The 25,383-nt window shown below is 62.9% G+C and carries 26 protein-coding genes; 20 read left to right on the top strand and 6 right to left on the bottom strand.

All coding sequences use genetic code 11. The features are described from left to right. Positions 1–31 precede the first annotated feature (31 nt). Both GBB11_RS08305 and GBB11_RS08300 read left to right on the top strand, forming a co-directional pair. A complete protein-coding gene (locus tag GBB11_RS08305) occupies positions 32–298 on the top strand; it encodes a DUF2516 family protein (protein ID WP_370451579.1) in 267 nt (88 codons plus the stop codon). An 80-nt stretch (positions 299–378) separates the two neighbouring features. Then, the gene (locus GBB11_RS08300) at positions 379–849 is read left to right on the top strand and encodes a hypothetical protein (RefSeq protein WP_151549594.1); all 471 of its coding nucleotides are present in this window, start codon (positions 379–381) and stop codon (positions 847–849) included. On the opposite strand, the gene GBB11_RS08295 is transcribed toward GBB11_RS08300, so the two are convergent. From GBB11_RS08295 to GBB11_RS08285, 3 genes are read right to left on the bottom strand one after another with little or no spacing between them, the layout of a single operon-like run. Next, entirely contained in the window at positions 846–1,595 is a 750-nt protein-coding gene (locus tag GBB11_RS08295) for a DUF2993 domain-containing protein (RefSeq protein WP_151549593.1), read from the bottom strand. The two genes, GBB11_RS08300 and GBB11_RS08295, sit on opposite strands and share 4 nt — an antisense overlap. A gap of 55 nt (positions 1,596–1,650) precedes the next feature. Next, positions 1,651–2,472: a class I SAM-dependent methyltransferase gene (locus GBB11_RS08290; protein ID WP_151549592.1), complete on the bottom strand. Its 822-nt coding sequence runs from the start codon at positions 2,470–2,472 to the stop codon at positions 1,651–1,653. Positions 2,473–2,519: 47 nt separating this feature from the next. Beyond that, the gene (locus tag GBB11_RS08285; RefSeq protein ID WP_151529300.1) at positions 2,520–3,023 is read right to left on the bottom strand and encodes a DUF2505 domain-containing protein; all 504 of its coding nucleotides are present in this window, start codon (positions 3,021–3,023) and stop codon (positions 2,520–2,522) included. Positions 3,024–3,047: 24 nt separating this feature from the next. On the opposite strand from GBB11_RS08285, the gene GBB11_RS08280 reads away from it, so the two are divergent. Continuing rightward, the gene (locus GBB11_RS08280) at positions 3,048–4,190 is read left to right on the top strand and encodes a UDP-N-acetylmuramate dehydrogenase (RefSeq protein ID WP_151549591.1); all 1,143 of its coding nucleotides are present in this window, start codon (positions 3,048–3,050) and stop codon (positions 4,188–4,190) included. A 107-nt stretch (positions 4,191–4,297) separates the two neighbouring features. Beyond that, the gene (locus GBB11_RS08275) at positions 4,298–5,095 is read left to right on the top strand and encodes a hypothetical protein (RefSeq protein WP_151549590.1); all 798 of its coding nucleotides are present in this window, start codon (positions 4,298–4,300) and stop codon (positions 5,093–5,095) included. Positions 5,096–5,202: 107 nt separating this feature from the next. On the opposite strand, the gene GBB11_RS08270 is transcribed toward GBB11_RS08275, so the two are convergent. Then, a complete protein-coding gene (locus GBB11_RS08270; protein ID WP_151549589.1) occupies positions 5,203–6,948 on the bottom strand; it encodes a long-chain-fatty-acid--CoA ligase in 1,746 nt (581 codons plus the stop codon). A 489-nt stretch (positions 6,949–7,437) separates the two neighbouring features. On the opposite strand from GBB11_RS08270, the gene mshA reads away from it, so the two are divergent. From mshA to GBB11_RS08250, 4 genes are all read left to right on the top strand, one after another. Next, positions 7,438–8,700, top strand: coding sequence for a D-inositol-3-phosphate glycosyltransferase (mshA, locus tag GBB11_RS08265; protein WP_151549588.1), 1,263 nt, complete (start codon positions 7,438–7,440; stop codon positions 8,698–8,700). Between the two features lie 106 nt (positions 8,701–8,806). After that, a complete protein-coding gene (locus GBB11_RS08260) occupies positions 8,807–9,550 on the top strand; it encodes a phosphoglyceromutase (protein WP_370513269.1) in 744 nt (247 codons plus the stop codon). Between the two features lie 300 nt (positions 9,551–9,850). Beyond that, positions 9,851–11,242 carry an ATP-binding protein gene (locus GBB11_RS08255; protein ID WP_151549586.1) on the top strand — a complete coding sequence of 464 codons (1,392 nt, stop codon included), beginning with the start codon at positions 9,851–9,853 and terminating at the stop codon, positions 11,240–11,242. 2 nt (positions 11,243–11,244) lie between these two features. Beyond that, a complete protein-coding gene (locus GBB11_RS08250; RefSeq protein WP_151549585.1) occupies positions 11,245–11,934 on the top strand; it encodes a response regulator transcription factor in 690 nt (229 codons plus the stop codon). A gap of 5 nt (positions 11,935–11,939) precedes the next feature. Here GBB11_RS08250 and GBB11_RS08245 read toward each other — a convergent pair whose 3' ends face one another. Next, positions 11,940–12,824, bottom strand: a complete 885-nt coding sequence (locus tag GBB11_RS08245; RefSeq protein ID WP_151549584.1) for a hypothetical protein — start codon at positions 12,822–12,824, stop codon at positions 11,940–11,942. Positions 12,825–12,857: 33 nt separating this feature from the next. On the opposite strand from GBB11_RS08245, the gene GBB11_RS08240 reads away from it, so the two are divergent. The 5 genes from GBB11_RS08240 to GBB11_RS08220 all read left to right on the top strand — a co-directional run bounded on the left by GBB11_RS08240 (position 12,858) and on the right by GBB11_RS08220 (position 16,668). Next, positions 12,858–13,787: a Ppx/GppA phosphatase family protein gene (locus GBB11_RS08240; protein WP_151549583.1), complete on the top strand. Its 930-nt coding sequence runs from the start codon at positions 12,858–12,860 to the stop codon at positions 13,785–13,787. 14 nt (positions 13,788–13,801) lie between these two features. Next, positions 13,802–14,800: a hypothetical protein gene (locus GBB11_RS08235; protein WP_151549582.1), complete on the top strand. Its 999-nt coding sequence runs from the start codon at positions 13,802–13,804 to the stop codon at positions 14,798–14,800. 91 nt (positions 14,801–14,891) lie between these two features. Continuing rightward, positions 14,892–15,698 carry a pyrroline-5-carboxylate reductase gene (proC, locus tag GBB11_RS08230; protein ID WP_151549581.1) on the top strand — a complete coding sequence of 269 codons (807 nt, stop codon included), beginning with the start codon at positions 14,892–14,894 and terminating at the stop codon, positions 15,696–15,698. A gap of 373 nt (positions 15,699–16,071) precedes the next feature. Then, positions 16,072–16,263 carry a helix-turn-helix domain-containing protein gene (locus GBB11_RS08225; RefSeq protein WP_018019464.1) on the top strand — a complete coding sequence of 64 codons (192 nt, stop codon included), beginning with the start codon at positions 16,072–16,074 and terminating at the stop codon, positions 16,261–16,263. A 303-nt stretch (positions 16,264–16,566) separates the two neighbouring features. Further along, positions 16,567–16,668 (top strand): 30S ribosomal protein bS22, encoded by a 102-nt coding sequence (locus tag GBB11_RS08220; protein ID WP_003855542.1) that lies wholly within the window; start codon positions 16,567–16,569, stop codon positions 16,666–16,668. Between the two features lie 106 nt (positions 16,669–16,774). Here the strand turns inward: GBB11_RS08220 and GBB11_RS08215 are convergent, their stop codons facing one another. Then, positions 16,775–17,830 (bottom strand): HAD family phosphatase, encoded by a 1,056-nt coding sequence (locus GBB11_RS08215; RefSeq protein WP_151549580.1) that lies wholly within the window; start codon positions 17,828–17,830, stop codon positions 16,775–16,777. A 138-nt stretch (positions 17,831–17,968) separates the two neighbouring features. On the opposite strand from GBB11_RS08215, the gene GBB11_RS08210 reads away from it, so the two are divergent. The 7 genes from GBB11_RS08210 to GBB11_RS08180 all read left to right on the top strand — a co-directional run bounded on the left by GBB11_RS08210 (position 17,969) and on the right by GBB11_RS08180 (position 25,233). Beyond that, positions 17,969–18,211 carry a glutaredoxin family protein gene (locus tag GBB11_RS08210; protein WP_151549579.1) on the top strand — a complete coding sequence of 81 codons (243 nt, stop codon included), beginning with the start codon at positions 17,969–17,971 and terminating at the stop codon, positions 18,209–18,211. 68 nt (positions 18,212–18,279) lie between these two features. Beyond that, positions 18,280–19,674, top strand: a complete 1,395-nt coding sequence (locus tag GBB11_RS08205) for a glutamyl-tRNA reductase (RefSeq protein ID WP_151549578.1) — start codon at positions 18,280–18,282, stop codon at positions 19,672–19,674. A gap of 11 nt (positions 19,675–19,685) precedes the next feature. Beyond that, positions 19,686–20,588 carry a hydroxymethylbilane synthase gene (hemC, locus tag GBB11_RS08200; protein ID WP_151549577.1) on the top strand — a complete coding sequence of 301 codons (903 nt, stop codon included), beginning with the start codon at positions 19,686–19,688 and terminating at the stop codon, positions 20,586–20,588. Positions 20,589–20,917: 329 nt separating this feature from the next. Then, positions 20,918–22,753, top strand: a complete 1,836-nt coding sequence (dnaK, locus tag GBB11_RS08195; RefSeq protein WP_151549576.1) for a molecular chaperone DnaK — start codon at positions 20,918–20,920, stop codon at positions 22,751–22,753. Then, positions 22,750–23,424: a nucleotide exchange factor GrpE gene (gene grpE, locus GBB11_RS08190; protein ID WP_151550470.1), complete on the top strand. Its 675-nt coding sequence runs from the start codon at positions 22,750–22,752 to the stop codon at positions 23,422–23,424. Before dnaK ends, grpE begins: the two co-directional genes overlap by 4 nt. Before the next feature lie 45 nt (positions 23,425–23,469). Then, positions 23,470–24,678: a molecular chaperone DnaJ gene (gene dnaJ / locus GBB11_RS08185; protein WP_151529283.1), complete on the top strand. Its 1,209-nt coding sequence runs from the start codon at positions 23,470–23,472 to the stop codon at positions 24,676–24,678. A gap of 120 nt (positions 24,679–24,798) precedes the next feature. Then, positions 24,799–25,233, top strand: a complete 435-nt coding sequence (locus tag GBB11_RS08180; RefSeq protein WP_151549574.1) for a heat shock protein transcriptional repressor HspR — start codon at positions 24,799–24,801, stop codon at positions 25,231–25,233. Positions 25,234–25,383 lie beyond the last annotated feature (150 nt).

The raw sequence follows: 25,383 nt of genomic DNA, 5'->3' as shown, positions 1-25,383 counted from the left end.
CACGACGCCCGCTGTCTAAGGAGCTCCGCTGATGTCGCTGTTAACCATGATCCTCTACTGGCCGGTCGCCATCGCCGGCGCGCTTGGCGCTGTACTGATCGCCAATACCCGCCCCGACGCCTTCGAGGCCGCCGGCCGCAAGGACAAGTGGACGTGGTTCGGCATGGTGCTGGGGTCTACCCTCGCCACCCTCATCGGTTTCCCGATTCTCGCCTGGGTCGGCATCGTCGTCATCGGGGTGTACTGGTGGGATGTACGCCCCCAGATCAAGAGCATCCTCAACGGCGACTACTACTAAGGCCCTCACCGGCGCTTATCGACGCCACCTAGCCGCCCAGCAGCCGCCCTGTGTGAAGCGATCCGCTAGCCTTAGAAGCCATGACATGGTTGATGGCCCTGCACCCGGGCGTGACAGATGAGCAGATCCGCGCCCGCATGGAGCAGGCAGCACAGGAGGGCGCTGCCGCGGTGGTGATTCCCCCGCACAAGCTGCACCTAGTGCACCACGCGGACGTGCCGGTGCTCTCCACGGCTGGCTGGCCGAGCGGCAACCACGCCCCGCTGATCAAAGCCTCCGAGGCGCGCCTTGCCGTTCAGACCGGGGCGGAGGGAGTGCTGGCGATGCTCGACCAAGCCGGCGATGAATCCCATTTCTTCTCCGAAGTAGCCCTGCTCACCGAGGCAGTTCCGGAGCCCGCTGGACTGTGGATCGTACTCGGCCCAGATTCTGACCCGACACAGCACGAAGCCCGTGCCGAGCAGGCACGGGCCATGGGGGTACGGGGAGTCATCAGCGCCGCCGCGGCGCGCGGCTGCGGGCGACTCTACCCGGACAGGGTCGAGATTTAGAGCTGCTCCTGCAGGCTGTTGAGATCCACGTTATCGCCCACAGCGACCACGCGCAGGCCAGTATCGACGACCTCCACCTCAGTGATCGTCAGATCCACCGTGGCTTCGGCGACCGCAACCTGAAGGGCGCGGCCAATTTCCTCGGAGAAGGCGTCGGGAAGCCGCACGGTGCCCACCTCGATGCTATCCACCTGAAATTCCAGCTGGTTGGAGCCAACACGTGGGGTGAGAGTGAGGGTGGCGAGGCCATCATTGATGAGCACCCGCACCTTCTGGCCGGCGGTGTCGATATCGGTGACCTCGATGAGGCTGGCGAAGAAGTTGCCATCGCTGCGCTCCGCCTTGGTGCGCTGCGCCATGGCCAAGAGATACTCATCGGGCAGGATGGCGTCGGCGGCGAAGTGGCCGGCCATGAGGCGCTCGCCGCGAATATCGAGTTTGTCGATGTCCACGGTGGCCTTCGGGGTGCCGGTGACGCTCGGCTCCGTGGGATGGGCCTCGGTGGAGACAATCTCCAGGGTGTTCTCCGTGTCGACGGTGAGGTGATTGACGGTGCCTGTGGCGGCACCCAGCAGCAGCGGGGAGGCACCGAAGCTCACCGAGGAGCTAGGCACTTCCTCAGTAATGCGCTTACCCACATAGAAGCGGGTTCCTACCTCGGCCACCACCGCGATCACCAGCAGGGCGAGGAGCAGGCCAACAACGATTTTCATAGGGGACTTCGAGGACCCGTGAGAAGCAGACATCTATAACAGTGTGCTCGAAAACGGGGGAGTGGGCAACTATGGCCGGCGGCGGGCGCTAGCGCGGCGCCACGGCGGCGAAGTCCACGGTCACCACATTATCCCGCACCCCGCGGCGCCAGCCGTGCAGCGGATACTGGGTGGCGAGGATCTCCAGCGCGTGCCGCCAGCGGATGCGCGGGCCAAAACTCGACCAGCCGGCCGCCTGATCCCAGGCGGCGTCGGCGGCACGCAGAAAATCATATATTCTCTCCCCAGCCACATTGCGGTGGATGAGGATCTTCGGCAGCCGCTCGGCCACCAGCGAGGGGCGCGGCGTATGGTGCGGGTCCCAGGCCAGGGTGAGAGTGCGCGGACCGTGCTGATCCAGCAGTACCCACGAGCTACGCCGCCCCAGCTCATCGCAGGTGCCGTCGATAAACATGCCCCCGTCGGCGAGGCGTTCGCCCACCGCCTGCCATACCTCGGGCACATGGGCGGCGTCGTATTGGCGCAGCACATTAAAGGCCCGCAACAGATGCGGGTGATAGCCGGCGAGTTCGAAACCGCCCAGCTCAAAACGCACCCCATCCCGCGGCGGTAGTACCCGGCTGGGCTCGATCTCGAGCCCGACCACCGCAATATCGGGGCGAGTGCGGCGCAGCCAGCGCGCCCACTCGCAGGTGGTGCGAAACGACGCCCCGTAACCGAGGTCGATGGCAAGGGGCGAGTCCACAGAACGCAACAGCCTGCGCACCTCGGGCTGGTAGTGCAACCAGCGATCGAGTTTGCGCAGGCGGTTCGCTCCGGTGGTTCCTCGCGTCACCACGCCCACAGGTCCGCTCGTGGGGCGGCTGAGGGCGTGGGAAGAAAAGGCGAGGTTATGCGCGTGATCGGCCATGATATTAGAGCGCCTCGACGCGCAGCGAGAGTCGCGACACGAGCGGCCTAGGAGTGAGAGGAAATCCACTCTTCGGTGAGCTTCGCCTCGTTAGCGAGCAGCTCACCCACTGCATCGGCCACCTTGGGCTCGATGGCCGGGCCCATGAAGGGGATGTCCACGGTAATGACGTTGTTGTAGGTGAGGGTGGTGGAGGAGTCATCGCCACTCAGGGCGATCTCGCCCTCGAAGTCCACCGGGGCGCCCTTCACATCAGCGGTATAAGAACCCTCGGTGGAGGTGCCCTCGAGAGCCGTGTAGTTAACCACGCGCTTGATCTTGAGTGCCTGGCTGATCATGGCGCTGACGGCCTCGGGCAGCATGTCGGTGGGCATGACCTCGAAGAGCACAGCCTTGGCGCCGTTATCGTCGGCAGTGAACTCGTGCACCTCGCCCGGCTCGGGGGAGAGGGTGGCGGTGTTGTGATCCCAATACGCCTTGTTTGCAAACGCAGCGTAGACGTCTGCGGGCGGGAAATTAATGGTCACGGTGGTAGTTGTACGAGTAGCCATGGCAATAAGACTACCGTTAGAAGGGTGGACGACTCGACTTTCACCCCTAATTACTCCCAGTTGGCATCGAAACTTGCTGCGTGTGAGGGCCTTTCGCTCCAAGACATAGCGTTAGCGGATCTCACCACGCTCCGACTCGGCGGGCAGCCGCGCCTCACCGCCGTGGCGGATACTCCCGCGGCCGCGATAGAGGCAATCCGGCTGTGCGACGCCGCCAGCGTGCCCGTGCTGCCCATCGGCGGCGGCTCCAACCTCGTGGTGGCAGACGGCCCCCTCGAGTTGGTGGCCCTGGTCTTAAATTTTCGCGCGATCACGGTGGACGCCGACAGCGGCCTGCTGCAGGCCGAGGCCGGCGCGGTATGGGACGATGTGGTCGCCGCCAGCGTCGAGGCCGGCTTGGGCGGCATCGAGTGCTTGTCCGGCATCCCCGGCTCGGCCGGGGCTACGCCGGTGCAAAATGTGGGCGCCTATGGCGTGGAGATCGCCGATGTGCTCACCCGCGTGTACCTCTACGACCGCAGCACCGACACCGAGCAGTGGGTAGACGCCAGTGCCCTCGAGATGTCCTATCGCTACTCCAACCTGAAGTTCACCCAGCGCGGCCTCGTGCTGGCCGTAGAATTCCAGCTCCGCACTGATGGCCTGTCGGCGCCGCTGCGCTTCGGGCAGCTCGCCCGCGAACTCGGGGTATCTGCGGAGGAAGACACCCCGCGTCGCGCCGCCGCCACCGTGCGTGAGGCTGTGCTCGCGCTGCGACGCGGCAAGGGCATGGTGCTTGACGACGCCGACCCCGACACCTACTCCGCCGGATCCTTCTTTACCAACCCCATCATCGACGCTGCCGATGTGGACACGGTACGCGCCAATGTGGCGGCGCTCGTGGGTGAGGAGGAGGCCGCCGCGATGCCGGTATTCCCCAGTGGCGAGGGGCGGGCCAAGCTTTCCGCGGCCTGGCTAATTGAGCGTGCCGGCTTCCACCGCGGCCACCCCGGCCCGGACGCGCCTGCGCGGCTGTCGACGAAGCACACCCTGGCGCTGACCAATCGTGGTGCGGCCACCTCGGCGGACCTAGTGGCACTGGCCCGCGAGGTGCGTGACGGGGTGCGCGAGCGCCTCGGGGTGACTCTCGAACCGGAACCGATCTGGGTGGGCGTGAGCCTCGATTAAGGCGGAACCACCCCTATTGTCTGGGTGGAACCTTAGAATGGCGAACAAGCCCCGACAATCTACGACGCGGCGTGTACGGCCGTGACACAAGAAGTGAGTGAGCATCGATGACGAATACTGGCAACCCCGGCAACCAGTCCGGCCCTTTCCGCGACCCCAATGAGCCCCAGTGGCAAGCGGGGCAGGGGCAGACGGATCCGCCCACTCAGAACATGCAGCCTATTCAGCAGCCCTACTCGCCTGATGCGGATTTCGCCGCCCCCGCCGGCGCGGCCGCTGGCTATGGTCAGCCGCAGAATTATGGCCCACCACCGCAGCACACACCCCCGCAGCAGCAGCCGCAGCAGCAGCCGAAGAAATCCGGGGGAAAGACCGCCGCCATTATCGCGGGCGTGATCGTGCTGTGTCTGTGTGTCGTCGGCGCTGCCATGGTGCTCGCCCGGGTGCTCAGCGGCGGTGGCGGGGACGATACCCCTACCCAAGCGGTCGGGAGCAGCTCTGAGGAGGAATCCGTGGTGGAAACCGTGGTGGAGACGGTGACCGAGGAGGAAAGCACCCCTGCGGAGACCAGCAGCTCGAGTTCGTCCTCCTCCCCCTCATCGTCTGAGAGCTCATCGCCCTCCACCACGACTGAGCCGCGGGATCATTTCCGCCCCAATGGCACTTATGCGGGCTCGACGAACACCTTCGAGTACTACACCGGTAGCTCCGTGACCACGAAGCCCTTTGCGAAGGCTGTGGCCAAGGAGATGGTGCCCCACGCCAATGCCACCGATGTGTTCACGATTCGCGCCACCTCGCCGGTGACGAATAAGGAGTACGAGATGAAGTGCGTGCCGCAGAAGGCTGATGGTTTCACCTGCAGCGGCGGCGATAATGCGGTGGTTCACCTCGTGCGGAAGTAGGCCAGATCGCCCTCCGCGCGAGCCGCCCAGCGGCCTCGCGTGAGGCCCGAAAAGAAGAGCCCGCCCCATACTGTGGGGCGGGCTCTAGTTATGTGTCCGGGTGGGGACTAATACTCGTTTTCGCTGCCGTAGCGCTCGACGAGGAGCTGCTGCACGTCGCGGCGGCGGATCTTGCCCAGCTGGTCGCGGGGGAGTTCTTCGAAGTGGTAGAACACGCGGGGCACCTTGTAGCGGGTGAGGTTCTCGCGGCAGAAGCTCTTGAGGGACTCCGGATCCAGGGTGGCTCCCGCAGAGAGAGTGATGGCGGCGGTGACCGTCTCAGAACCGTCGCCGCGGGGCATGCCCACCACGGTGCAGTCGGTGATATCCGGGTGCTTCTGGAGCACGTCCTCGACTTCCGCCGGGTAGACGTTGAACCCGCCGGTGATGATCATCTCCTTCAAACGAGAAACGAGCTTGACGAAGCCGTCTTCTTCCATGAGTCCCACGTCGCCGGTGCGGAACCAGCCATTGTGGAAGGAGGCGTCGGTGGCCTCTTGGTTTTTCAGATAGCCGGGGAAGATTTGGGGGCCACGCGCCAGCACCTCGCCCTCGACACCATAGGGCTGCGTCTCATCCAAGTTATCGGGGTTGGCGATGCGAATTTCGGTGTCGGGGAAGGGGATGCCCACATAGCCGGGACGGCGGTCGCTGGTCATCGGATTACCGATGAGAATCGGCGAGCACTCGGTCAGCCCATAACCCTCGACGAGACGGCCATTGGTGTGTTCCTCCCAGCCCTGGACCACAGACACGGGCAGGGTGGAGGCGCCAGAGAAGGCGTTGCGGAAGCAGCTGATATCGATACCGGTTTCCTGCGAGGCCTCCACGATCCGCTCATAGAGAGTGGGAACACCCGGCAGCCAGGTGGGCTTCTTCTTCTTCACTACCTCCATGATCAGCTTGAGATCCGGGGAGGGCAGCAGCAGCACCTGGGCGCCCACGAAGAAGGAGAGGGTGGCGACCATCGTCATGCCATAGGCGTGGAACATCGGCAGGGCGGCGAGCATGCGCTCCTCGCGATCGCCGAGGCCCTCCACCCAGTGCTTGCCCATCAGCAGGTTAGAGAAGAGATTGCCGTGGGTGAGCTGCGCCCCCTTGGGGCGGCCCGTGGTGCCCGAGGTGTAGAGAATCAAGGCCACGGTGTCGCGGGTGACGTCCGGGCAGGATGTGATGTCGGCGCCATCGCCGCCGATCACAGGATCCAGCAGGGTCTCCCACGGAATCGAGTTGCGTGCCGGCTCGGAGAGCTTCTTGCGGGTCTTGATGAGCGAGGGCAGCGGGACGCGCAACGCCACGCGCTTGACCATCGGCATGGCGTTGATCATGTTCACCGAGACGATCGTCTCCAGCGACGTGGAGGCCCGCAGCGATTCCAGCACATGGGCCGACTTATCCCAGCAGATTGCCACTCGGGCGCCATGATCAGCGAAGGGCGGCTCCAGCTCGTGCGAGGTGTAGAGCGGATTGTGCTCCACCACGGTGGCGCCGAGCTTGAGTACCGCGTAGAAGGCGATGAGATGCTGCGGACAGTTCGGCAGCATGATGCCGACGCAGTCACCCGGACGCACGCCGAGGGCGCGCAGACCAGCGGCGCAGGCCCGAACCTGGGTGTCGAACTGGCTGAAGGTCAGTGACTTACCAAAGAAGTAGGTGGCGGGGCGGCCACCATTGATCTGGAGGTTATTGTCGTAGACATCCAGCAGGGTGGTCTCGCCATAGTCCAAGGCGTGGGGAGTCCACTCGGCGTAATACTTCAGCCACGGCTTTGAACCGGGTTCCGGTGTGGTGGTGTTTTCAGGATTGTCGGTCATGGTGGAGATGAACTCGCCTTTCGATCAGCGTGGCGTCGAAGCGTATGAGGATCCGGACGTCTTTTCTGGGGCGTGTAAGGGTCAGTTTGCCAACAGTATAACGATGAATTCCTCATGTTTTTGCGCCGAGGCCCATCGCCCGTTCTTATCTAAATCTTAACTGTGGGGTTATGTGCGGCGCACATGAGGACCTACTGCTGCACTCGATGCCGCAGTGTCAAGGCAATTGTCGCTGGTGGGTGCCGTAGGCGAGAAATTGTGTCATGAGCAGCATGTCCGCAGCGCCGCTGAATGTCGTTCAGTCGCTGTCCTGCCTGCCCACGACGGCCAGACACGAACAGCGGCCGCGATTCTGGCTGCTGAGAGCGCCGTTGCCGCAGAGTAGGGAGCTGTGGCTCGGGGACGTGAAAAAGAGCACATGTGGCCTGGCCGACTGGCGGCGACTGGGGCCCGTCCGCTCTGGGCAGGAGCGCTCTAGAATAAACAGCTATGCGTATCGCGATGATTTCCATGCATACCTCTCCGTTGCAGCAGCCTGGGCAGGGCGATGCCGGCGGCATGAACGTCTACGTGCTGGCCACGGCCCAAGCGCTCGCGGATCAAGGCATGGAAGTTGATATCTTCACCCGTGCCCACCGGCCGAGCCAGGGCGAGATCGTCCAGGTTGGCCCGCGGATTCGAGTAATCAACATCGTCGCCGGCCCCTATGAGGGCCTTGCTAAAGAGCAATTGCCGATGCAGCTCGCGGCCTTTGCCGGCGGAATGTTGGCTTTTGTGCGCTGCCACAAGCTCTCCTATGACCTCATTCATTCGCACTATTGGCTCTCGGGGCAGGTGGGCTGGCTGCTTCGGGATCTCTGGGAGGTGCCGCTGGTCCACACGGCGCACACCCTCGCCGCGGTGAAGAATGCACACCGCAGCGCCGATGACACCGAGGAATCCGAGGCGCGGCGCATCTGCGAGCAGCAGATCGTGGATAACGCCGACAAGCTGGTGGTCAATACCCTCGAGGAAGAGGACAACCTCGTCTCCTACTATGACGCCGAGCGGGACAAAATTGAGATCGTGTATCCGGGGGCGGACACGCAGCTATTTACGCCGGGCAATGATCGAGCCACCGAGCGGGCGCGCCGGGAACTGGGATTGCCTTTTAATGCCAAGGTGATTGCCTTTGTGGGCAGGCTGCAACGCTTCAAGGGCCCGCACATTCTGCTGCAGGCTGTGGCCCAGATGCTCGAGCGCGATCCGGAGCTGAATGTGCGCGTGGTGGTGTGCGGCGGGGCCTCGGGGCCGAATGCCACCGGCGAGGAGTACTACCGCCTGGCCGATAGCCTGGGGATTGGTCGGGTGGTGCGTTTTCTCGAGCCACGCCCGCCCTCCGAGCTGGTCGCGGTGTTTCAGGCCGCGGATGTGGTGGCGGTGCCGAGCTATAACGAGTCCTTCGGGCTGGTAGCGATGGAGGCCCAGGCCACGGGCACCCCGGTGGTGGCGGCCCGCGTGGGTGGTCTGCCGATTGCGGTGCGGCACGGGGAGACGGGGCTGCTCACCGATAGTCACGAAGTAGCGGAATGGGCAGCGGCCCTCACCGCGATGGTCAGCGACGATGTCACCCGCATCCAGATGGGAGAGAATGCGCGTGAGCATGCCCTGAACTTCTCCTGGGCGGCCTCGGCGGAGCGGCTACTGACCGTGTATTCCGAGGCGTTGAACTCCCCAGTGGATCAGTGTGCGCCGCGCAAGGCGCATGGCTAGCCGGTGGTCCCGCGCCTCGCGGAGTCCACAGCGAGATGTGTGAATGTGGGGCACTCAATAGCCTGAGGGCGAGACGATGATGCCTGAGCGTGGCACAATGGTGGTTATGACTGGAAAGCTAATTCTTCTCCGCCATGGCCAGAGTGAATGGAACGCATCCAACCAGTTCACCGGCTGGATGGATGTCAATCTCACCGATAAGGGCCGCGAAGAGGCGCAGCGCGGTGGACAGCTGCTCAAGGAGCAGGGTGTTCTGCCGGATCTGCTCTACACCTCGCTGCTGCGTCGCGCGATCAACACCGCCAATATCGCCCTCAACGCCGCTGACCGCCACTGGATCCCAGTAGTCCGCGATTGGCGTCTCAACGAGCGCCACTACGGTGCGCTGCAGGGCCTGAACAAGGCTGAGACCAAGGACAAGTACGGTGACGAGCAGTTCATGGCATGGCGTCGTTCTTATGACACCCCGCCGCCGGAGCTGGACGATGATTCCGAGTTCTCCCAGGCCGGGGATCCGCGCTACGCTGATCTGCCCGCCGTGCCGAAGACGGAGTGCCTGAAGGACGTCGTCGAGCGCTTCGTGCCCTACTTCGAGGAAGAGATCCTGCCGAAGGCCAAGGAAGGCAAGACCGTCCTGCTCGCCGCGCACGGTAACTCCCTCCGCGCCCTGGTCAAGCACCTGGACAAGATCTCCGATGAGGAGATCGCTGGGCTGAATATCCCCACCGGTATCCCGCTGGTCTACGAGCTCGATGCCGATGGCACGGTGCTCAACCCAGGTGGCACCTACCTGGATCCGGAGGCTGCTGCTGCCGGTGCCGCCGCCGTGGCTGCCCAGGGTGGCAAATAACCTGTCACGCTCACAGTGAGCTCACTGTGCTGTATGCCTATAACGCGGTGAGTGAAGAGGCCCGCAGTGCGTCCCGTGCGCACTGCGGGCTTTTCCGTGTGCTGAGCAGGCCTAGGCGGTGCGTGCGACACCCACGGGTGTGCTCGCGTAGCGGCATCGCCCAAACTGTGCTTGGGTGGGACACAGAACCATCACATTATTCGCAGTGATACCACGGCCGGCCCGTTACTCCGGTCGGTGTCAGTGAGTTATCCATGCCGCCGGCTTGGTCGGCGGCGTCGGCGAGAGAAAGCCAGAGACATGTTCTTAGTCGGAATCATCGTGGGAGCCATGGGGGCTCTCGTGATGATGCCGCTTGCGCGTTTTCTGCGGCGCTGGGCGCAGCGACGCCGCGAGGCCGAAACGATCACGGATAACCGCATCACCACGATCTCCCAGGTACTGCACCTGACGGTGCAGGGATCGCCGACGGGTGTGGCGGTGATCGATCGAAGTGGCTCGGTTGTGCTCTCTAATATGCCCGCACACGATATGGGCATTGTGCACGAGCACAGCGTGAACAAGCAGATCTGGGCCTCCGCGCTAGAGGTATTCGCCGATCAAGACTCCCGGGTGGTCTCGCTAGAGTTGCCCCGCCGGCTCGCCAGCCGCGTCTCCGCGGTGGATGCCACGGTGGCGCCGCTGACGCTCACGGATGAGCGCTTCGTCGTGGTTTATTCCACCGATGAGTCAGAGCATGTGCGCATGGAATCGGCGCGCCGCGATTTCGTGGCCAATGTCTCTCATGAGCTCAAAACCCCGGTGGGGGGTATGGCCCTGTTGGCGGAGGTGCTGCTGAACTCGGCGGATGATCCCGAGTCCGTGATGCACTTCGGCGAGCGGCTGCTCAACGAGGCGCACCGCATGTCCTCGTTGATTAATGAGCTGATCGCTTTGTCGAAGCTGCAGGGCGCAGAGAAGCTGCCCGCGATGAAGCCGGTCTCGGTGGATGAGGTGATTGACGAGGCGGTTAGTCGCAATAAGTTGACGGCCGAGACCGCCGGCATAGAGATCATTCGCGATACGCCCTCCGGGGTGCAGGTGCGCGGCGATAGTACGCTGTTGATCACCGCTATTACCAATCTGATTATCAACGCCATCAACTATTCGCCGGAGTCCACTCCCGTGACCATCTCCCAAAAGGTAGTGCATTCCCCCAGCGGAGAGAAGACCGTGCAGGTGCGGGTGACTGATCGCGGCATTGGTATTTCGGAGGAAGATCAGCAGCGCGTGTTCGAGCGTTTCTTCCGCGTGGATAAGGCGCGGTCGCGCCAGACGGGAGGTACCGGTTTGGGACTAGCGATTGTTAAACATGTCACCGCAAACCACGGTGGATCGATTAAACTGTGGTCACAGCCCAATATTGGCTCGACGTTCACCCTTGAGCTTCCCGTCTTCGATGTTCAAGAAGCGAATGAGGCTCAGCCGCTGACGTCTGAGGCCCCAGAACTTCCCGCCGATACCTCGGTCGCGGCGCCGAAGCGTGCCAGACGCGCCCTCCGCCCCCTCGGCGGGGGACGTGGGCACCGCAATGCCGAGAAGCATCCGGCTGCGCGGCAGGAAAGCTTGATGGATCGTGTGGGAATTACGAGCGCATCCCCGCATGTGGGTATGCGCAATGAAGCCAGCAGGCGGAAGGATGGCACAGACTAACCATGACGCGAATTCTGATTGTTGAGGACGAGGAATCCCTAGCGGAACCGCTGGCATTTCTGCTGGCGAAGGAGGGCTTCGAGGTAAGTACCGCCGTCGATGGCCCCTCGGCGCTGGTGGAGTTTCATAAGAAAGACATCGATATCGTCCTGCTGGACCTTATGCTTCCTGGAATGTCCGGCACCGATGTGTGTAAGCAGATTCGCCAAAGCTCCCAGGTGCCGGTGATAATGGTCACCGCCCGTGACTCGGAAATCGATAAGGTTGTGGGCCTCGAGCTCGGCGCCGATGACTATGTGACCAAGCCTTATTCTTCTCGGGAGCTCATCGCCCGTATTCGCGCGGTGCTGCGCCGCAGCAAGGAACGTGCGGTGGAGGAGGAGTTCGACGAGCAGGTGCTCAAGGGCGGCCGGGTGTGTATGGACGTGGAATCCCATACCGTCACCGTCGACGGCGAAGAGATCGCCTTGCCCTTGAAGGAATTCGATCTGCTCGAGTACCTGCTGCGCAATTCGGGCCGCGTGCTCACCCGCTCCCAGCTCATCGACCGAGTGTGGGGCGCGGACTATGTGGGCGATACCAAAACCCTTGACGTGCATGTCAAGCGTTTGCGCTCCAAGATCGAGGAGCAGCCCTCCCGGCCCCAATATCTCGTGACCGTCCGCGGCCTCGGGTATAAGTTCGAGGCCTGAGGCGCTTATCGACGCTCACTCGCCGCCACCGTGGCTGGGTGCTGCAGCGACGATCCTGCTACCTGGGTGATCAGCTCCACGAGACGCTCATAGGCGGCATCGCCCATCACCTTCCGCAGCTCCGTCTCATAGCTTTGCCACATCGGTATCTCGCTGGTGTGGCAGGAGGGGGCGGAGGTGCACCACCAATCGAAGTCCTCGCCACCATTTCCCCATGCTCGCCGCTCATACTCGGAAATGGTGGTTTTCAAAATATCGGCACCATCGGCGCGCACGGTCCATTCCTCTTCGCGGCGCAAAGGCACCAGCCAACACACCTCCGGCTTGATCTCGGTGATGTCCTGGCCGCTGGCCACCGCATATTGGTGAAGAGCACAACCGGGGCCCGTGCCGTGTCCGTTGCGGTTGGCAAAGATGCAGGCGCCGTCGACAAGCTTCGTCTTCAGCGCCGGCTCCATCTCCCCGTCCTCGTTTTCTAGCTCATCCCATTCCAACCAGGGCTCGATCTCGGTGGCATCGGCGGCGGCGATGTAGTCATCGACCTCCGTGGGGCGTAGCTGCCAAAAATGCGCGGGCATCTCGGCCACGGAATTGTAGAGCAGATCCTGATCGGACTCGTCTGTGAGAAAAGCCCCATGATTGCAACAGCCCACTACTCGGTTGTTTTCGTCAACCCCGAGGCATTCGGGCTGACCGAAATGGCAGCGCCAGCGGGAAGTCAGCCACGTGATGTCCACGCTGAACAGGTGATTCGGGTCCTCAGGATTGTGAAATTCCAGCCATTGCCGCGGAAAGTCAGGGGGCAATTCGCGGCCCGCGCGAATGGATCGGCCGGCGGGGGATGTCGCGGGAAAGCCAAGAAATGTCGACGTCTCATGCGGGGTGTTCACACTTTTCCAACTTAGACCCGCTACCCTAAAGTTGTGCGATTAGGTGTATTGGACGTTGGCAGCAACACTGTCCATTTGGTGGCAGTCGATGCGCGCTCGGGTGGACATCCCACCCCCATGAGCGATTGGAAGACCACGATGAAACTCGTGGAATTCCTGGACGCAGACGGCGCCCTCAATGACAAGGGACAGTCGAAGCTGATCAAGAATGTGGCAGAGGCGAGAGATCTCGCCGACACACTACGGTGTGATGAGGTGATGGCTTTCGCCACCTCTGCGGTGCGTTCCGCCACGAACCAAAAGAAGGTTCTGGATCGCGTTGAGAAAGAAGCGGGCATCAAGCTCGAGGTTCTCACCGGCGAAGAGGAAGCAGTATTGACCTTCCTTGCGGTACGACGCTGGTACGGCTGGTCTGCCGGCCGCATCATCAATCTTGATATTGGCGGTGGCTCCCTCGAGCTCTCCACCGGTACCGACGAGCATCCGGAGAAAGCATTCTCGCTTGATCTCGGTGCGGGCCGGCTCACTCATAAGTGGTTCGACACGGATCCGCCCTCGCGAAAGAAGATCAATATTCTTCGCGATTACATCGACGCCGAACTTGCGGAACCCGCTCAGCAGTTGAAGAACTGTGGCCACGCCGATCTGGCTGTGGGCACGAGCAAAACGTTCCGCACCTTGGCTCGTCTCACCGGTGCTGCACCCTCCTCGGCGGGGCCGCGCGTCAAGCGCACCCTCACCGCGCCGGGCTTGCGCCAGCTGATCGCATTTATTTCCCGCATGACAGCTAGTGACCGAGCGGAGCTCGAAGGAGTAAGCTCGGACCGTTCCCATCAAATCGTCGCCGGCGCCCTCGTTGCAGAGGCAAGCATGCGCGCCCTAGGACTCGAAAAAATCGAGATTTGCCCATGGGCGCTGCGTGAAGGGGTTATCCTTAGACGAATTGATAAGGGATTGGACTAGGAAAGGAAGCGAGTATGAGCGACCAACAGCTGACAGTCGCAGAGCTCTTAGCCCGCGCATCCAAGGAGAACGGCGATCAGGCTCCGCGTAAGCGTCGCCGGCGCCGCCGCAGCCTCGAAGAGGGCGGTGTGTCCGTTGCCGAGCTCACCGGTTCGATCCCGAAGGTAGATAAAACCCCCGAGCAGCCCAAACACACGTCTCAGCCGATCGACGCGGAAAACACCGCCCGCACGGCCGAACCCTCCCCCGAGGCAGCGACGCCTGCTCCGGAGCAGCCGGCTGCGCAGCAGCAGGAGAGCGTCGATAAGCCTGCGAGCGCCCCGGTCGAGAAGCAGAAACCCGAGGGCTTTAGTCCGAAGCTCAACCGCGTGTCGCGCGGTACTGCGCCGAAGGACAAGGACGAGACCATGGTGCTCGACGTGGTCCACGAGGGCGAAGAGCCGCGTCTGACCACCGATACCTTCAAGGCCGTGAGCCCTGCGCAGGCGTCCGCGGCAGCGGAGCAGCCAGGAGCCGCTGCACCGCAGCCCGAGACCGCGCCGGAGCCGGTGGAATCCATCGAGCGTTCGCCGGAATCCGAGGGCAGCCGCAGCGATGAGCCGCCGACCGCCACCCTCGAGGCGGTCCGCGATGAGCACACCGGCGAGCAGAAGCAGCGCGTGGCCCCCTATATAGCCGAGCCGAGCCAGCCGGCCATGCACCCCGACGCGCAAGCCGCCGAGACCCCCGAGGCGGCTGCGGAGGAAGAATCCGAGCGCTCGGTGTCCATCCCCGCCATCATCGGTATGACCGTGGTGGCTGTGGTGATTGGTATCGCGATCTTCAAGGGCTTCGAATTGCTGTGGGCCAACTTCAGCGGCCTCATCACCGGCGTGCTGGCGCTGGCCGTAACCGGCGGCATCGTCGGTATCGTGCACGCGATGCGCACCGACCGCGACAAGCTCACCATGCTGCTTGCCGCGGTGGTCGGACTGGTTCTCACCTTTGGCCCCTCGCTCATCGCCGGGCTCTAACCGCCACCGGCTAGGAAACACCCCCCGCTATGGAGATAATCCGGCGGGGGTTCTTTCTTGCGCTGCCAGCTACATCTGGCACAGTGGTGATATGACCAAGATTGCAGTGATTGGTGGCGGAAACATCGGTGAGGCCCTCATTTCTGGGCTCATTGCCGGTGGTATCCGCCCGCAGGATATCAACGTGTCCAACCGCCGTGAGGAGCGCGGACGCGAACTTGCGGAGCGCTTCGAGATCAACGACTACGTCGATAACTACCAGGCCGTTGAGGGCGTGGACGTGGTGTTCTTGGCGGTCAAGCCCTACATGATCGTGGATGTGCTCGAGGAAATCTCCGATTCTCTCAATGAGAACACCGAGGACGCGATCGTGGTGTCCATGGCCGCAGGCATCTCCCTGGCAGCCATGGAGGAGGTGGTCTCCGCCGGCACGCCGCTGGTCCGCGTGATGCCCAATACGCCCATGTTCGTAGGCAAGGGCGTCTCCGCCATGGCGGCGGGGCGTTTCGCCGGCGATGTCGAGATGGACACCGTCGCCGAGCTCTTGTCCGCCGTGGGCGAGGTGGTGCGGGTGCGTGAGTCGGATATTGACGTGGTGACGGCGATGTCCGGATCCTCCCCGGCCTATGTGTTCCTCATGGCCGAGGCCATGACCGACGCCGGGGTGCAGCTGGGCCTGAAGCGGGAGCTTGCGGAGCAGCTGGCCGTGAACGCCATCGATGGCGCAGCCGCCATGCTCAAGGAAGGCAGCAAATCTCCTGTGGAGCTGCGTGCCTCCGTCTCCTCCCCGGCCGGCACCACTGCCGCTGCCATCCGTTCCCTCGAGGAATCCGGATTCCGGGGCGCGTTTTATCGGGCGATGGAAGCCTGCGCGAAGCGTTCCGCAGAGCTGTCCTAAACCGGTTCGCAACAAACCCTTAAGTAGCACTTCACCCCGCCGATGGGTGGGGTGCTTCTTTTTTGTGGGGTCGCCTCACGTGCCGCTGATAGTGGCGGCGGTCAATGGTGGGAGAGGCCCCGCGAGCCGCCCCTGAGATCGGAACACGGGGTTTCAACTGGGCAAATGAGGAATCCGGTAGAGAAAGGGTGAGGCGATGCAACTCACGTGCATGTATTTTCCCACCTGACTCATGTGACAGCTGAGATAAACTCCATCCCACCAGCTCGCATTCGTAACAACATTAACGCTAAGCTGTTCTCGAACACGATCGTGTCTCCATCTGCAGGAGGGGAAGCCTGCAGCGCGTTCGCGTTATGAAGGGTTTAACACTATGGCACACGAGGACAATGGCACCTTCTTGACCGTCGCAGAAGTCGCTGACATCATGCGCGTATCCAAGATGACGGTGTATCGACTCATTCACTCCAGCGAGCTGCCCGCCGTGCGGGTGGGGCGCTCTTTCCGAGTTCATGAGAAGGCCGTGAATGAGTACCTCGAGGCGTCGTTCTACGACGCCGGCTAAAACACGCTCCCGCGCCACAGTCGATAGACTAGGGCGCACATGTGCGGGCTGGTTATCGCGCTAGGGTGCTCTGCAGGGTGTAGCGAGGGGGAATTTTATCCTCGCTCACCCTCTAGGTATGATTGCTAGCATTCGTGTGGCATCACACCCACTCCCACTACGGGGGTGGCGGCACTCTCTTGCCGGGCGGTGCGTCCGACGATGTCCGTCCGCCTCGGCAGCGGCCTGCTGCTGCACGGCCGTCGCAGATGCGCACACTATGTATATATACGCACAACGATCTTAAGTAAGTGAGGATGCCCTATGGGTTCTGTTATTAAGAAGCGCCGCAAGCGCATGTCCAAGAAGAAGCACCGCAAGATGCTGCGCCGTACCCGCGTTCAGCGTCGTAAGCTCGGCAAGTAAGCCGCATGCGCGCGGCCCTTTGCATCACTCTAGGGCCTGCTCACACACCGCCGCAGTAGAGAAGATCTACCGCTCGGCGGTGTGTTTTTTATTCTCTGGGCGCTGCCTAGCTCTTTTTCTTGGACTTGCCCAAGTAGCGCCAGGCACCGGTGGAGAACGCGGCGGTGATGATGGCGGGCAGGCCAAACTTGCGCACGGCCTTGCGCACATTGCGGTAGTCGCGCACTTCCCAGCCGCGCTGGAGGGCAGTCTTGCGGAGTTTGGCGTCGGGGTTCACGGCCACTGCAGTGCCCACCATGGACAGCATGGGCAGATCATTAATGGAATCGGAATAGGCCGTGCAGCGCTGCAAGTCGAGCTGCTCCACGGCGGCGAGCGCGGCCACCGCGTGGCGCTTGCCAGAGCCGTGCAAGATATCACCCACGAGGCGGCCAGTGAACTTGCCGTCCTTGACCTCGGCCACGGTGCCTAAGGCTCCCGTGAAGCCGAATTGGCGCGCCAAGATCTGCGCCAGCTGCACGGGAGTGGCGGAGACCAGCCACACCTGCTGGCCGGCGTTGAGGTGCATCTCAGCGAGCTCCTTGGTGCCGGGCCAGATCTTCTCCGACATGTGGGTCTCTACGATGTCCTCGCAGAGCTCTACGAGCTCATTGACATCGCGGCCCTTAATAAACTCCAATGCCTGCTGGCGACCCTCGGCCACATCATTGGCGTTCTCCGAGCCGCTGAGGCGGAACTTCAACTGCTTATAGGCCACCGGTGCGATCTCGGAGAATTTAAAATACTTCTTCCTCGCCAGTCCCATGGCGAGCACGATGATGGAGGCGCCCTGGATCAGGGTGTTGTCCACGTCGAAAAAGGCGGCCGCCGTATGGTCCTGCGGGATCTCCGGATCCGGGGTTGTGACCGACCGAGCGGATGCTGCCTCAAAGGCGCCGGAGACGCTGGTCATGCCCGAGTCAAAGTCGGCGGGGTCGAGGCCAAAGACCTCGGCCACCGCGGCCTCGCCGGCGGCACGCTGGGATTGCTCATCAATCGGCGGGAGGGCACGATCTTCAAAGAAGTGGCGCAGGTTCCCGCGCGAGGTGGACCACGCCGCCAGAAATTCCGAGGGCGAGTTAGGCCCATCGAAGGGGCCGAGGGGAACGTTATTGGAGTTCACGGCGATTGTTCAGTGGCTTTCCGGGTAGGGGCTAGAGCTGATAGGCGCGCCCGAAAGTGGGACCCTTGCCATCGTATAAGGTTAGGGCGCAGCTCGCCGTCTTAATAATCACTCCGAGGATGGAGGCACTGATTCTCTATGTCCACCCACAGCGTTGAACTTATGGTCCGTGCCGGTTGTGGATCCTGTGTGCGCGTCGCCAAGCAAATCGAGCCCATTGTGCGCGTCGCCGGCGCGGCATGGCAGGTGCGGGATGTGGACGAGGACCCCGAGCTCGCCATGGAGTTTGGCGACCGTGTGCCGGTGGTTGTGGTAGACGATGAGGAGTTCGCGTGTTGGGAAGTAGACAGCGACGAGTTAGCCAACACTTTGTTGGCTTGAAGGTGAAAGCAGACTAGCGTTCTTATCAGCCTTTAATGTGACTGATGAGGAAGCGGTGAGCTATTTCAATGAGCGTGCTAGTTGTGGGAATGTCCCACCGGTCGGCACCTGTGTCGTTGCTTGAACAGCTCAGCATGGATGATGACGCAGCGATTCGCGTTGCGTCTACTCTGATTACCCGACCCTCGCTCACCGAGGCCCTCATTGTCTCTACCTGCAACCGGGTAGAGGTGTACTGTGTCACCTCCTCCTTTCACGCCGGCGTCCACGAAGTGGTGGATGTCCTGCACGAATACAGCGGGGTAGACATCGATACGCTGCGCGCCAAGCTCTATGTGCGCTATGCCGACGCCGCCGCCGAGCACATGCTCATGGTCACCGCCGGACTGGATTCCATGGTGGTGGGAGAGCAGCAGATCATCGGCCAGGTGCGTCACGCCTACCAGCTCGCCTCGAAATCAGCCACTGCCGGCCCAGCGCTGCACTCTCTCACCCAGACAGCCCTGCACACCGGCAAGCGAGTCCACACCGAGACCGCCATTGATGAGGCGGGAGCATCCATGGTCTCCTTCGCCCTGCAGCAGGCCATCGCCGAGATGGGCCGCGAAGAGGAGGACCTCCCCCTGAAGGGGGTTAGCGTTCTTGTGCTTGGCGCGGGGGCAATGGCCTCCCTAGCCTCCACTCACGTGGGCCGTATGGGGGTAGAGCGCCTCATCGTGAGCAACCGCACCTACGAGCGGGCGCAGAATCTCGTGGCGCACGCCCTCGAGGCAGGGGTGAACGCCCAGGCGATTCAGTATGAGGATCGCACCTCAGTGCTCAACGAGGTGTCCATGGTGGTCTCTGCCACCGGTGCCGATGGCTTCACCATCAACGCCAGCGATATCCCCGCCGATCATCCTGGCCTAGTGGCCGTGGATCTCTCCCTCCCGCGCGACCTGGACGATGCGATCGAGGAGCGCACTGGCTGCCACCTGATCAATATCGAGAAGCTGCACGAGTACGCCGATGGCGAGACCTCGCAGGTGCACGCCGAGTCGCTGCGCATTGTGCGCGATGCCCTTGAGCAGTTCACCTCCCAGCAGCGCGTGCGCGAGGTGGCACCCGCTGTCTCGGCGCTGCGCAAGCACGCTGCTGAGCTGGTGGAGGCTGAGATGGGGCAGCTCATGCGGCGCACCCCAGGCATGGAGGATGCTGACCGCAATGAGGTCAATCGCACCGTGCGACGCATCGTCGATAAGCTGCTGCATCAGCCCACCGTGCGGGTGAAGCAGCTGGCAGCCCGCTCGGGCACCGTCACCTATGAAACTGTGATTCAGGAGCTTTTCGGGCTGCAGGATCCGGTGCCGGGGCGCTCCATTGCTGTGGCGATGGATGAGCTGCCCGGAAATATGGGGCATATGCCGGTGCGGGCCGAGTCCGTAGCGGAGACCTACCCCTCCTCGCTGAGCGTCGGCGAGTAGTCTTAATGGGCATGTTTCGGATTGGTACTCGCGGATCTCAACTTGCCACTACACAAACCGGCCATGTGCGTGATGCACTGGCCGAGCTCGGCCACGACGCCGAATTAACTATCATCACCACCCCAGGTGATAAGAACATGTCGCCGGTGGAGCGCATCGGCGTCGGCGTATTCACCCAGGCGCTGCGCGAGGCCATGGCCCGCGGCGAATGTGATCTGGCGGTGCACTCCTTCAAGGATCTGCCCACCGCCCCCGATGATCGTTTCGTGCTCGTCACCCCGGCCCGTGAGGATCGCCGTGAAGCCCTCATCGCCCGCGATGGGCTCACCCTCGATGAACTCCCCGAGAACGCCACCGTGGGCACCTCCGCGCCGCGACGTATCGCCCAGCTGCGGGCGCTGCGCCCCGATCTGAATATCCGGCCCCTGCGCGGCAATATCGACACCCGTATGGGCAAGGTGCTGCATGGAGAGCTCGACGCCGTAGTGCTGGCGGCAGCGGGGCTGACTCGCGTCGGGCAGCTCGACCGCGCCACGGAGCTTTTCGACGCCACCCGCCTGATGCCCGCCCCCGCCCAAGGCGCCCTCGCTATCGAATGCCGGGCCGAGGATACCCACGCCGTCGAGGCGATCCGGGCCCTGGCAGATACCTCGACCGAGCTCTGTGCCGCCGCCGAGCGTGCCGTACTGGCCACCTTGGAAGCTGGCTGCACCGCACCGGTGGCCGCCCATGCTGAGTTCAGCCAGGGGCAGCTGAGTCTTACCGCCGGTGCTTTTGCGCTCGACGGCAGCGCCCAGCTGGTGCACAGCGCCAGCGGCGCGGCCGAGAACAAGGAGCAGGCCCGCGCGCTGGGCGCTGCGGTGGCCTGCGAGCTGCTCTCGCAGGGCGCCTCCGCACTGGTGGCCGTCTCCTAATCCCGCGCTTTTAATCCTGCGCTTTCTCGTACGTTCTCGCGGCGCCCCGGATAGCACAGTGTTGCTCTCCGCGGGCGCCGCTTGTGTCTCTTCCTACCCCGTGTGAGCTGGGAATATAAAAAAGTTGAGCGAATCGGGAACAACTCTGTGGGATGTGCCGTTGTATGAGGTGAAAAGTTGAGTTAGCTTCACTCAAGAAGGTTGGCGATTATGGCGAGAGTTTGTTAGCGTAGTCGCAGACATTGAGTGAGTAATGCTCAACTCGATGAATACAAACGAGCTCCGTCCGAGTGGGCGGGCACAAACGTACACAGGAGGACAACACAACTATGGGACGTGCAGTAGGCATTGACTTGGGTACCACCAACTCGGTCGTATCCGTGCTTGAGGGTGGCGAGGCAACCGTTATCGCTAACTCCGAAGGCTCCCGAACCACCCCTTCGGTGGTCGCATTCGCAAAGAACGGTGAGGTTCTGGTCGGTCAGTCCGCGAAGAACCAGGCCGTCACCAACGTCGATCGCACCGTGCGCTCCGTCAAGCGCCACATGGGCAGCGACTGGACCGTTGAGGTCGACGATAAGAAGTACACCCCACAGGAGATCTCCGCTCGCACGCTGATGAAGCTCAAGCGCGACGCTGAGTCTTACTTGGGCGATGATGTCACCGACGCCGTGATCACCGTTCCCGCTTACTTCGAGGACGCACAGCGCCAAGCCACCAAGGAGGCCGGTCAGATCGCAGGCCTGAACGTGCTGCGCATCGTGAACGAGCCCACCGCCGCTGCTCTGGCCTATGGCCTGGAGAAGGGCGACAAGGAGCAGACCATTCTGGTCTTCGACCTCGGTGGCGGCACCTTCGACGTCTCCCTGCTGGAGATCGGCGATGGCGTGGTCGAGGTTATGGCCACCGCTGGCGACAACGAGCTGGGCGGCGATGACTGGGATCAGCGCATCGTGGACTGGTTGGCTGAGAAGTTCAAGAGCTCCCACGGTATCGACCTGACCAAGGACAAGATGGCTCTGCAGCGTCTGCGTGAGGCTGCCGAGAAGGCCAAGATTGAGCTGTCTTCTTCGCAGCAGGCATCCATCAACCTGCCCTATATCACCGTGGACTCCGAGAAGAACCCGCTCTTCTTGGACGAGACCCTCACCCGCACCGAGTTCCAGCGCATCACCCAGGATCTGCTGGACCGCACCAAGGCTCCCTTCAACCAGGTAGTCAAGGACGCAGAGATCTCCGTCTCCGATATCGACCACGTGGTGCTCGTTGGTGGCTCCACCCGTATGCCGGCCGTCTCCGAGATGGTCAAGGAGCTCTCCGGCAAGGAGCCGAACAAGGGCGTGAACCCGGACGAGGTTGTGGCCATGGGTGCTGCTCTGCAGGCCGGTGTGCTGCGCGGCGAGGTCAAGGACGTGCTGCTGCTCGACGTCACCCCGCTCTCCCTCGGTATCGAGACCAAGGGTGGCGTGATGACCAAGCTCATCGAGCGCAACACCACCATTCCGACCAAGAAGTCCGAGACCTTCACCACCGCAGAGGACAACCAGCCCTCCGTGCAGATCCAGGTGTTCCAGGGTGAGCGCGAGATGGCCTCCGCCAACAAGCTGCTCGGCTCCTTCGAGCTCGGTGGCATTGCCCCGGCGCCGCGTGGCGTGCCGCAGATCGAGGTCACCTTCGACATCGACGCCAACGGCATCGTGCACGTGACCGCGAAGGACAAGGGCACCGGCAAGGAAAACACCATCAAGATCCAGGACGGCTCCAGCCTGTCTCAGGAAGACATCGACCGCATGGTCAAGGATGCTGAGACCCACGCCGAAGAGGATAAGAAGCGCCGCGAGGAGCAGGAGGTGCGCAACTCCGCAGAGTCCATGGCGTACCAGACCCGCAAGTTCCTCGAGGAGAACTCCGAGAAGGTCTCCGAGGACATCAAGAAGAAGGTCGAAGACGCCGCCAACGGTGTGGACGAGGCCCTGAAGGGCGATGACCTCGATGCCATCAAGGACGCCGTGGACACCCTGTCCAAGGAGTCCCAAGAGATGGGCAAGGCCCTCTACGAGGCCGAGGCTGCCCAGGGCGCTACCCAGGCTGAGGGCGCCGATCCGGCCGCTGATGACAATGTTGTCGACGCTGAGGTTGTCGACGAGGAGGATGAGAAGAAGTGACCCACCCAGGCGAGATGCCCGATAACCCGGGCGATCCCGACGCCACGGATGAGGCCAACTACTCTCCGAACGAGGCCGAAGCCGCCGCTGCGGAAGCGGCGGCCGACGCCGAGGCCAGTGCAGCAGGCGACGAGGAGGTAGTGGATCCCCTCGACGAGGAGATCAACGAACTGCTCGATGAGGAGGCCGCGCTCGCCGACGCCGAAGCCACCGAGGCTGAGGAAGAGGCAGCGGCCGAGGATCCGGCCGCGGCACAGATCGCGGAACTCACCGAGGATCTCAAGCGCGTGTCTGCCGAGTACGCCAACTATCGTCGGCGCACCGAGCGGGAACGCGAGGGCGTGATCTCCACCGCCACGGTGAAGGTGCTCAAGGAATTGCTTCCCATCCTCGATGATCTCGACATGGCTGAACAGCATGGCGATCTCGAGCAGGGGCCCCTGAAGCCCTTTGCGGAGAAGCTCCGCAGCACCGTGAACGGTGTGGGGCTCAAGCGCTTCGGCGAGACCGGCGACGAGTTCAATCCCGAGATCCACGAGGCCATCCAAGATGCCTCGACCGGGGAAGAGAAGGCCCTCGGCACCGTGGTGCGCCCCGGCTACCAGTACAAGGACACAGTCGTGCGCGCCGCTATGGTGATCATCGACGACCCAGTAGAGGATCAAGAATAAAAAGCCCACGATATCGTGTAGCGGAAGGAGGGGACTGTACGTCTCATGGCACAGCGTGAATGGGCAGAAAAAGACTATTACGCGGACCTCGGGGTCTCCTCGTCCGCTTCCCAGGCCGACATCAAGCGCGCCTACCGGAAACTGGCACGAGACAACCACCCCGACACCCACCCAGGTGACACCCAGGCGGAAACCCGCTTCAAAAAAGTCGCCGAGGCGTATGACGTCATCGGCGATGAGCAGAAGCGTAAAGAATATGACGAGATGAAGGCCATGCTCTCCTCGGGCATGGGCGGATTCGGTCGCGGTTTCGGCCAGAGAGGAGGCGCCGGGTTTCCCGGCGGGTTTCGCTCGACGTCGACGGAGGACTTCGACATCTCGGACCTCTTCGGGCAGACGGGCGGGGGACCCAGTGGAGGCTTTTCTAGTGAAGGCGGTCTGGGGGATATCTTCGGTGGCATTTTCAACCGCGGCGGTGGTGCTCGCCACGCAACTCGGCCGACGCGAGGATCGGACGTAGAAACCCAGATCACTCTGGATTTCCGCGAAGCCACCAAGGGCACCACTATCCCGCTCCGGCTCACCGGCGATGCCCCCTGCAATAAGTGTCACGGCTCGGGCTCCGCCTCGGCGAAGCCCGCCACCTGCGGGGTGTGCAATGGCACCGGCTATGAGTCGGAGAGCAAGGGTACCTTCGGGTTCTCTAAGCCTTGCAGCAACTGCAATGGCTCCGGCACTAAGATCACCGATCCCTGCTCGGCTTGTAGCGGCACCGGCACCGTCAACCGCACCCGCTCGATCACCGTGAAGGTGCCTGCGGGCGTGATCGACGGCCAGCGGGTACGCCTCGCCGGACAGGGCGAGGCCGGGCCGAATGGATTGCCCTCGGGCGATCTCTTCGTCACCGTCCACGTTCGCCCGGATCCGGTATTCACCCGCTCCGGCGACGATCTCGAGCTGACCGTGCCGATCTCCTTCGCGGAGGCGGTCTTGGACAGCACGGTGACAGTGCCCACCCTTGACGGCCCCGTCACGGTGCGTTTACGGGAAAACACCCCCAATGGCCGCACCCTGCGGGTGCGCGGCAGGGGAGTGCCCAAGCGTGATGGCACCAAGGGCGATCTGCTGGTCACCGTCGAGGTGGTGGTCCCGGATCATCTCGATGCCGGCGCTACCTCGGCGCTACGCAGCTACGCCCAGGCCGAGAAAGACTCCGGCTTTGACCCGCGGAAGGACTGGGCCGGACAGGACTAAACCCGTTACGCCCACCCGGCCAGCGCTGGGTGGGCGTCCACCCAAGGGAATACCATCGCAGACGCGCGGCGGCGTTCCACGAACCACCGGATGTGAGTGAGGAGGTGTCTTCCTAGCGTCATGACTCAACAGAACGACCACTCTGAGCACACGGAAGTCTATGTGATCTCCGTGGCAGCGGAACTGGCGGGCATGCACGCCCAGACGCTTCGCACGTACGACCGCATCGGGTTGGTGACGCCGCAACGCACCCGCGGCGGTGGGCGACGCTATTCGCCCAGCGACGTCGAATTGCTCCGGAAAATTCAGAAGCTCAGCCAAGAAGACGGCGTGAATCTCGCCGGAATCAAGGCGATTATCGAACTCAGTCATGAGAACGATCGCCTGCGCCAAGCTAATGAAGAGCTCAACGAGGATCTCACGGCGCTCGAGCGGGAGGTGCACGAATTGCGCCGCAACGCCGGGCGCAAGCGCGGCGAGATCGTGCACGTGCCCCGCTCCACCGCGGTGGTGGCGTGGGAGCCGCGCCGCTCCCGCGGCCGCCCCCAGCACTAACAACCTCCAGCCACCCACGACGCCCAGGCCGGGCTCGTGGGTGGTGGTGTATCTATGGCCAGGGCGTCGATGACGCGCCGGCATAGGCGGTACGCAGCGGGAACACGCGAACGCTAGTGAAAAACGTTATCGGCAATGATTGAAAATCTG

Origin of the sequence: Corynebacterium sp. 74A (genome assembly GCF_008930665.1) — a bacterium.
Lineage (GTDB): Bacteria > Actinomycetota > Actinomycetes > Mycobacteriales > Mycobacteriaceae > Corynebacterium > Corynebacterium megadyptis.
The sequence above is the reverse complement of the archived record's forward strand: the minus strand, read 5'-3'. Positions and strand labels throughout refer to the sequence as shown.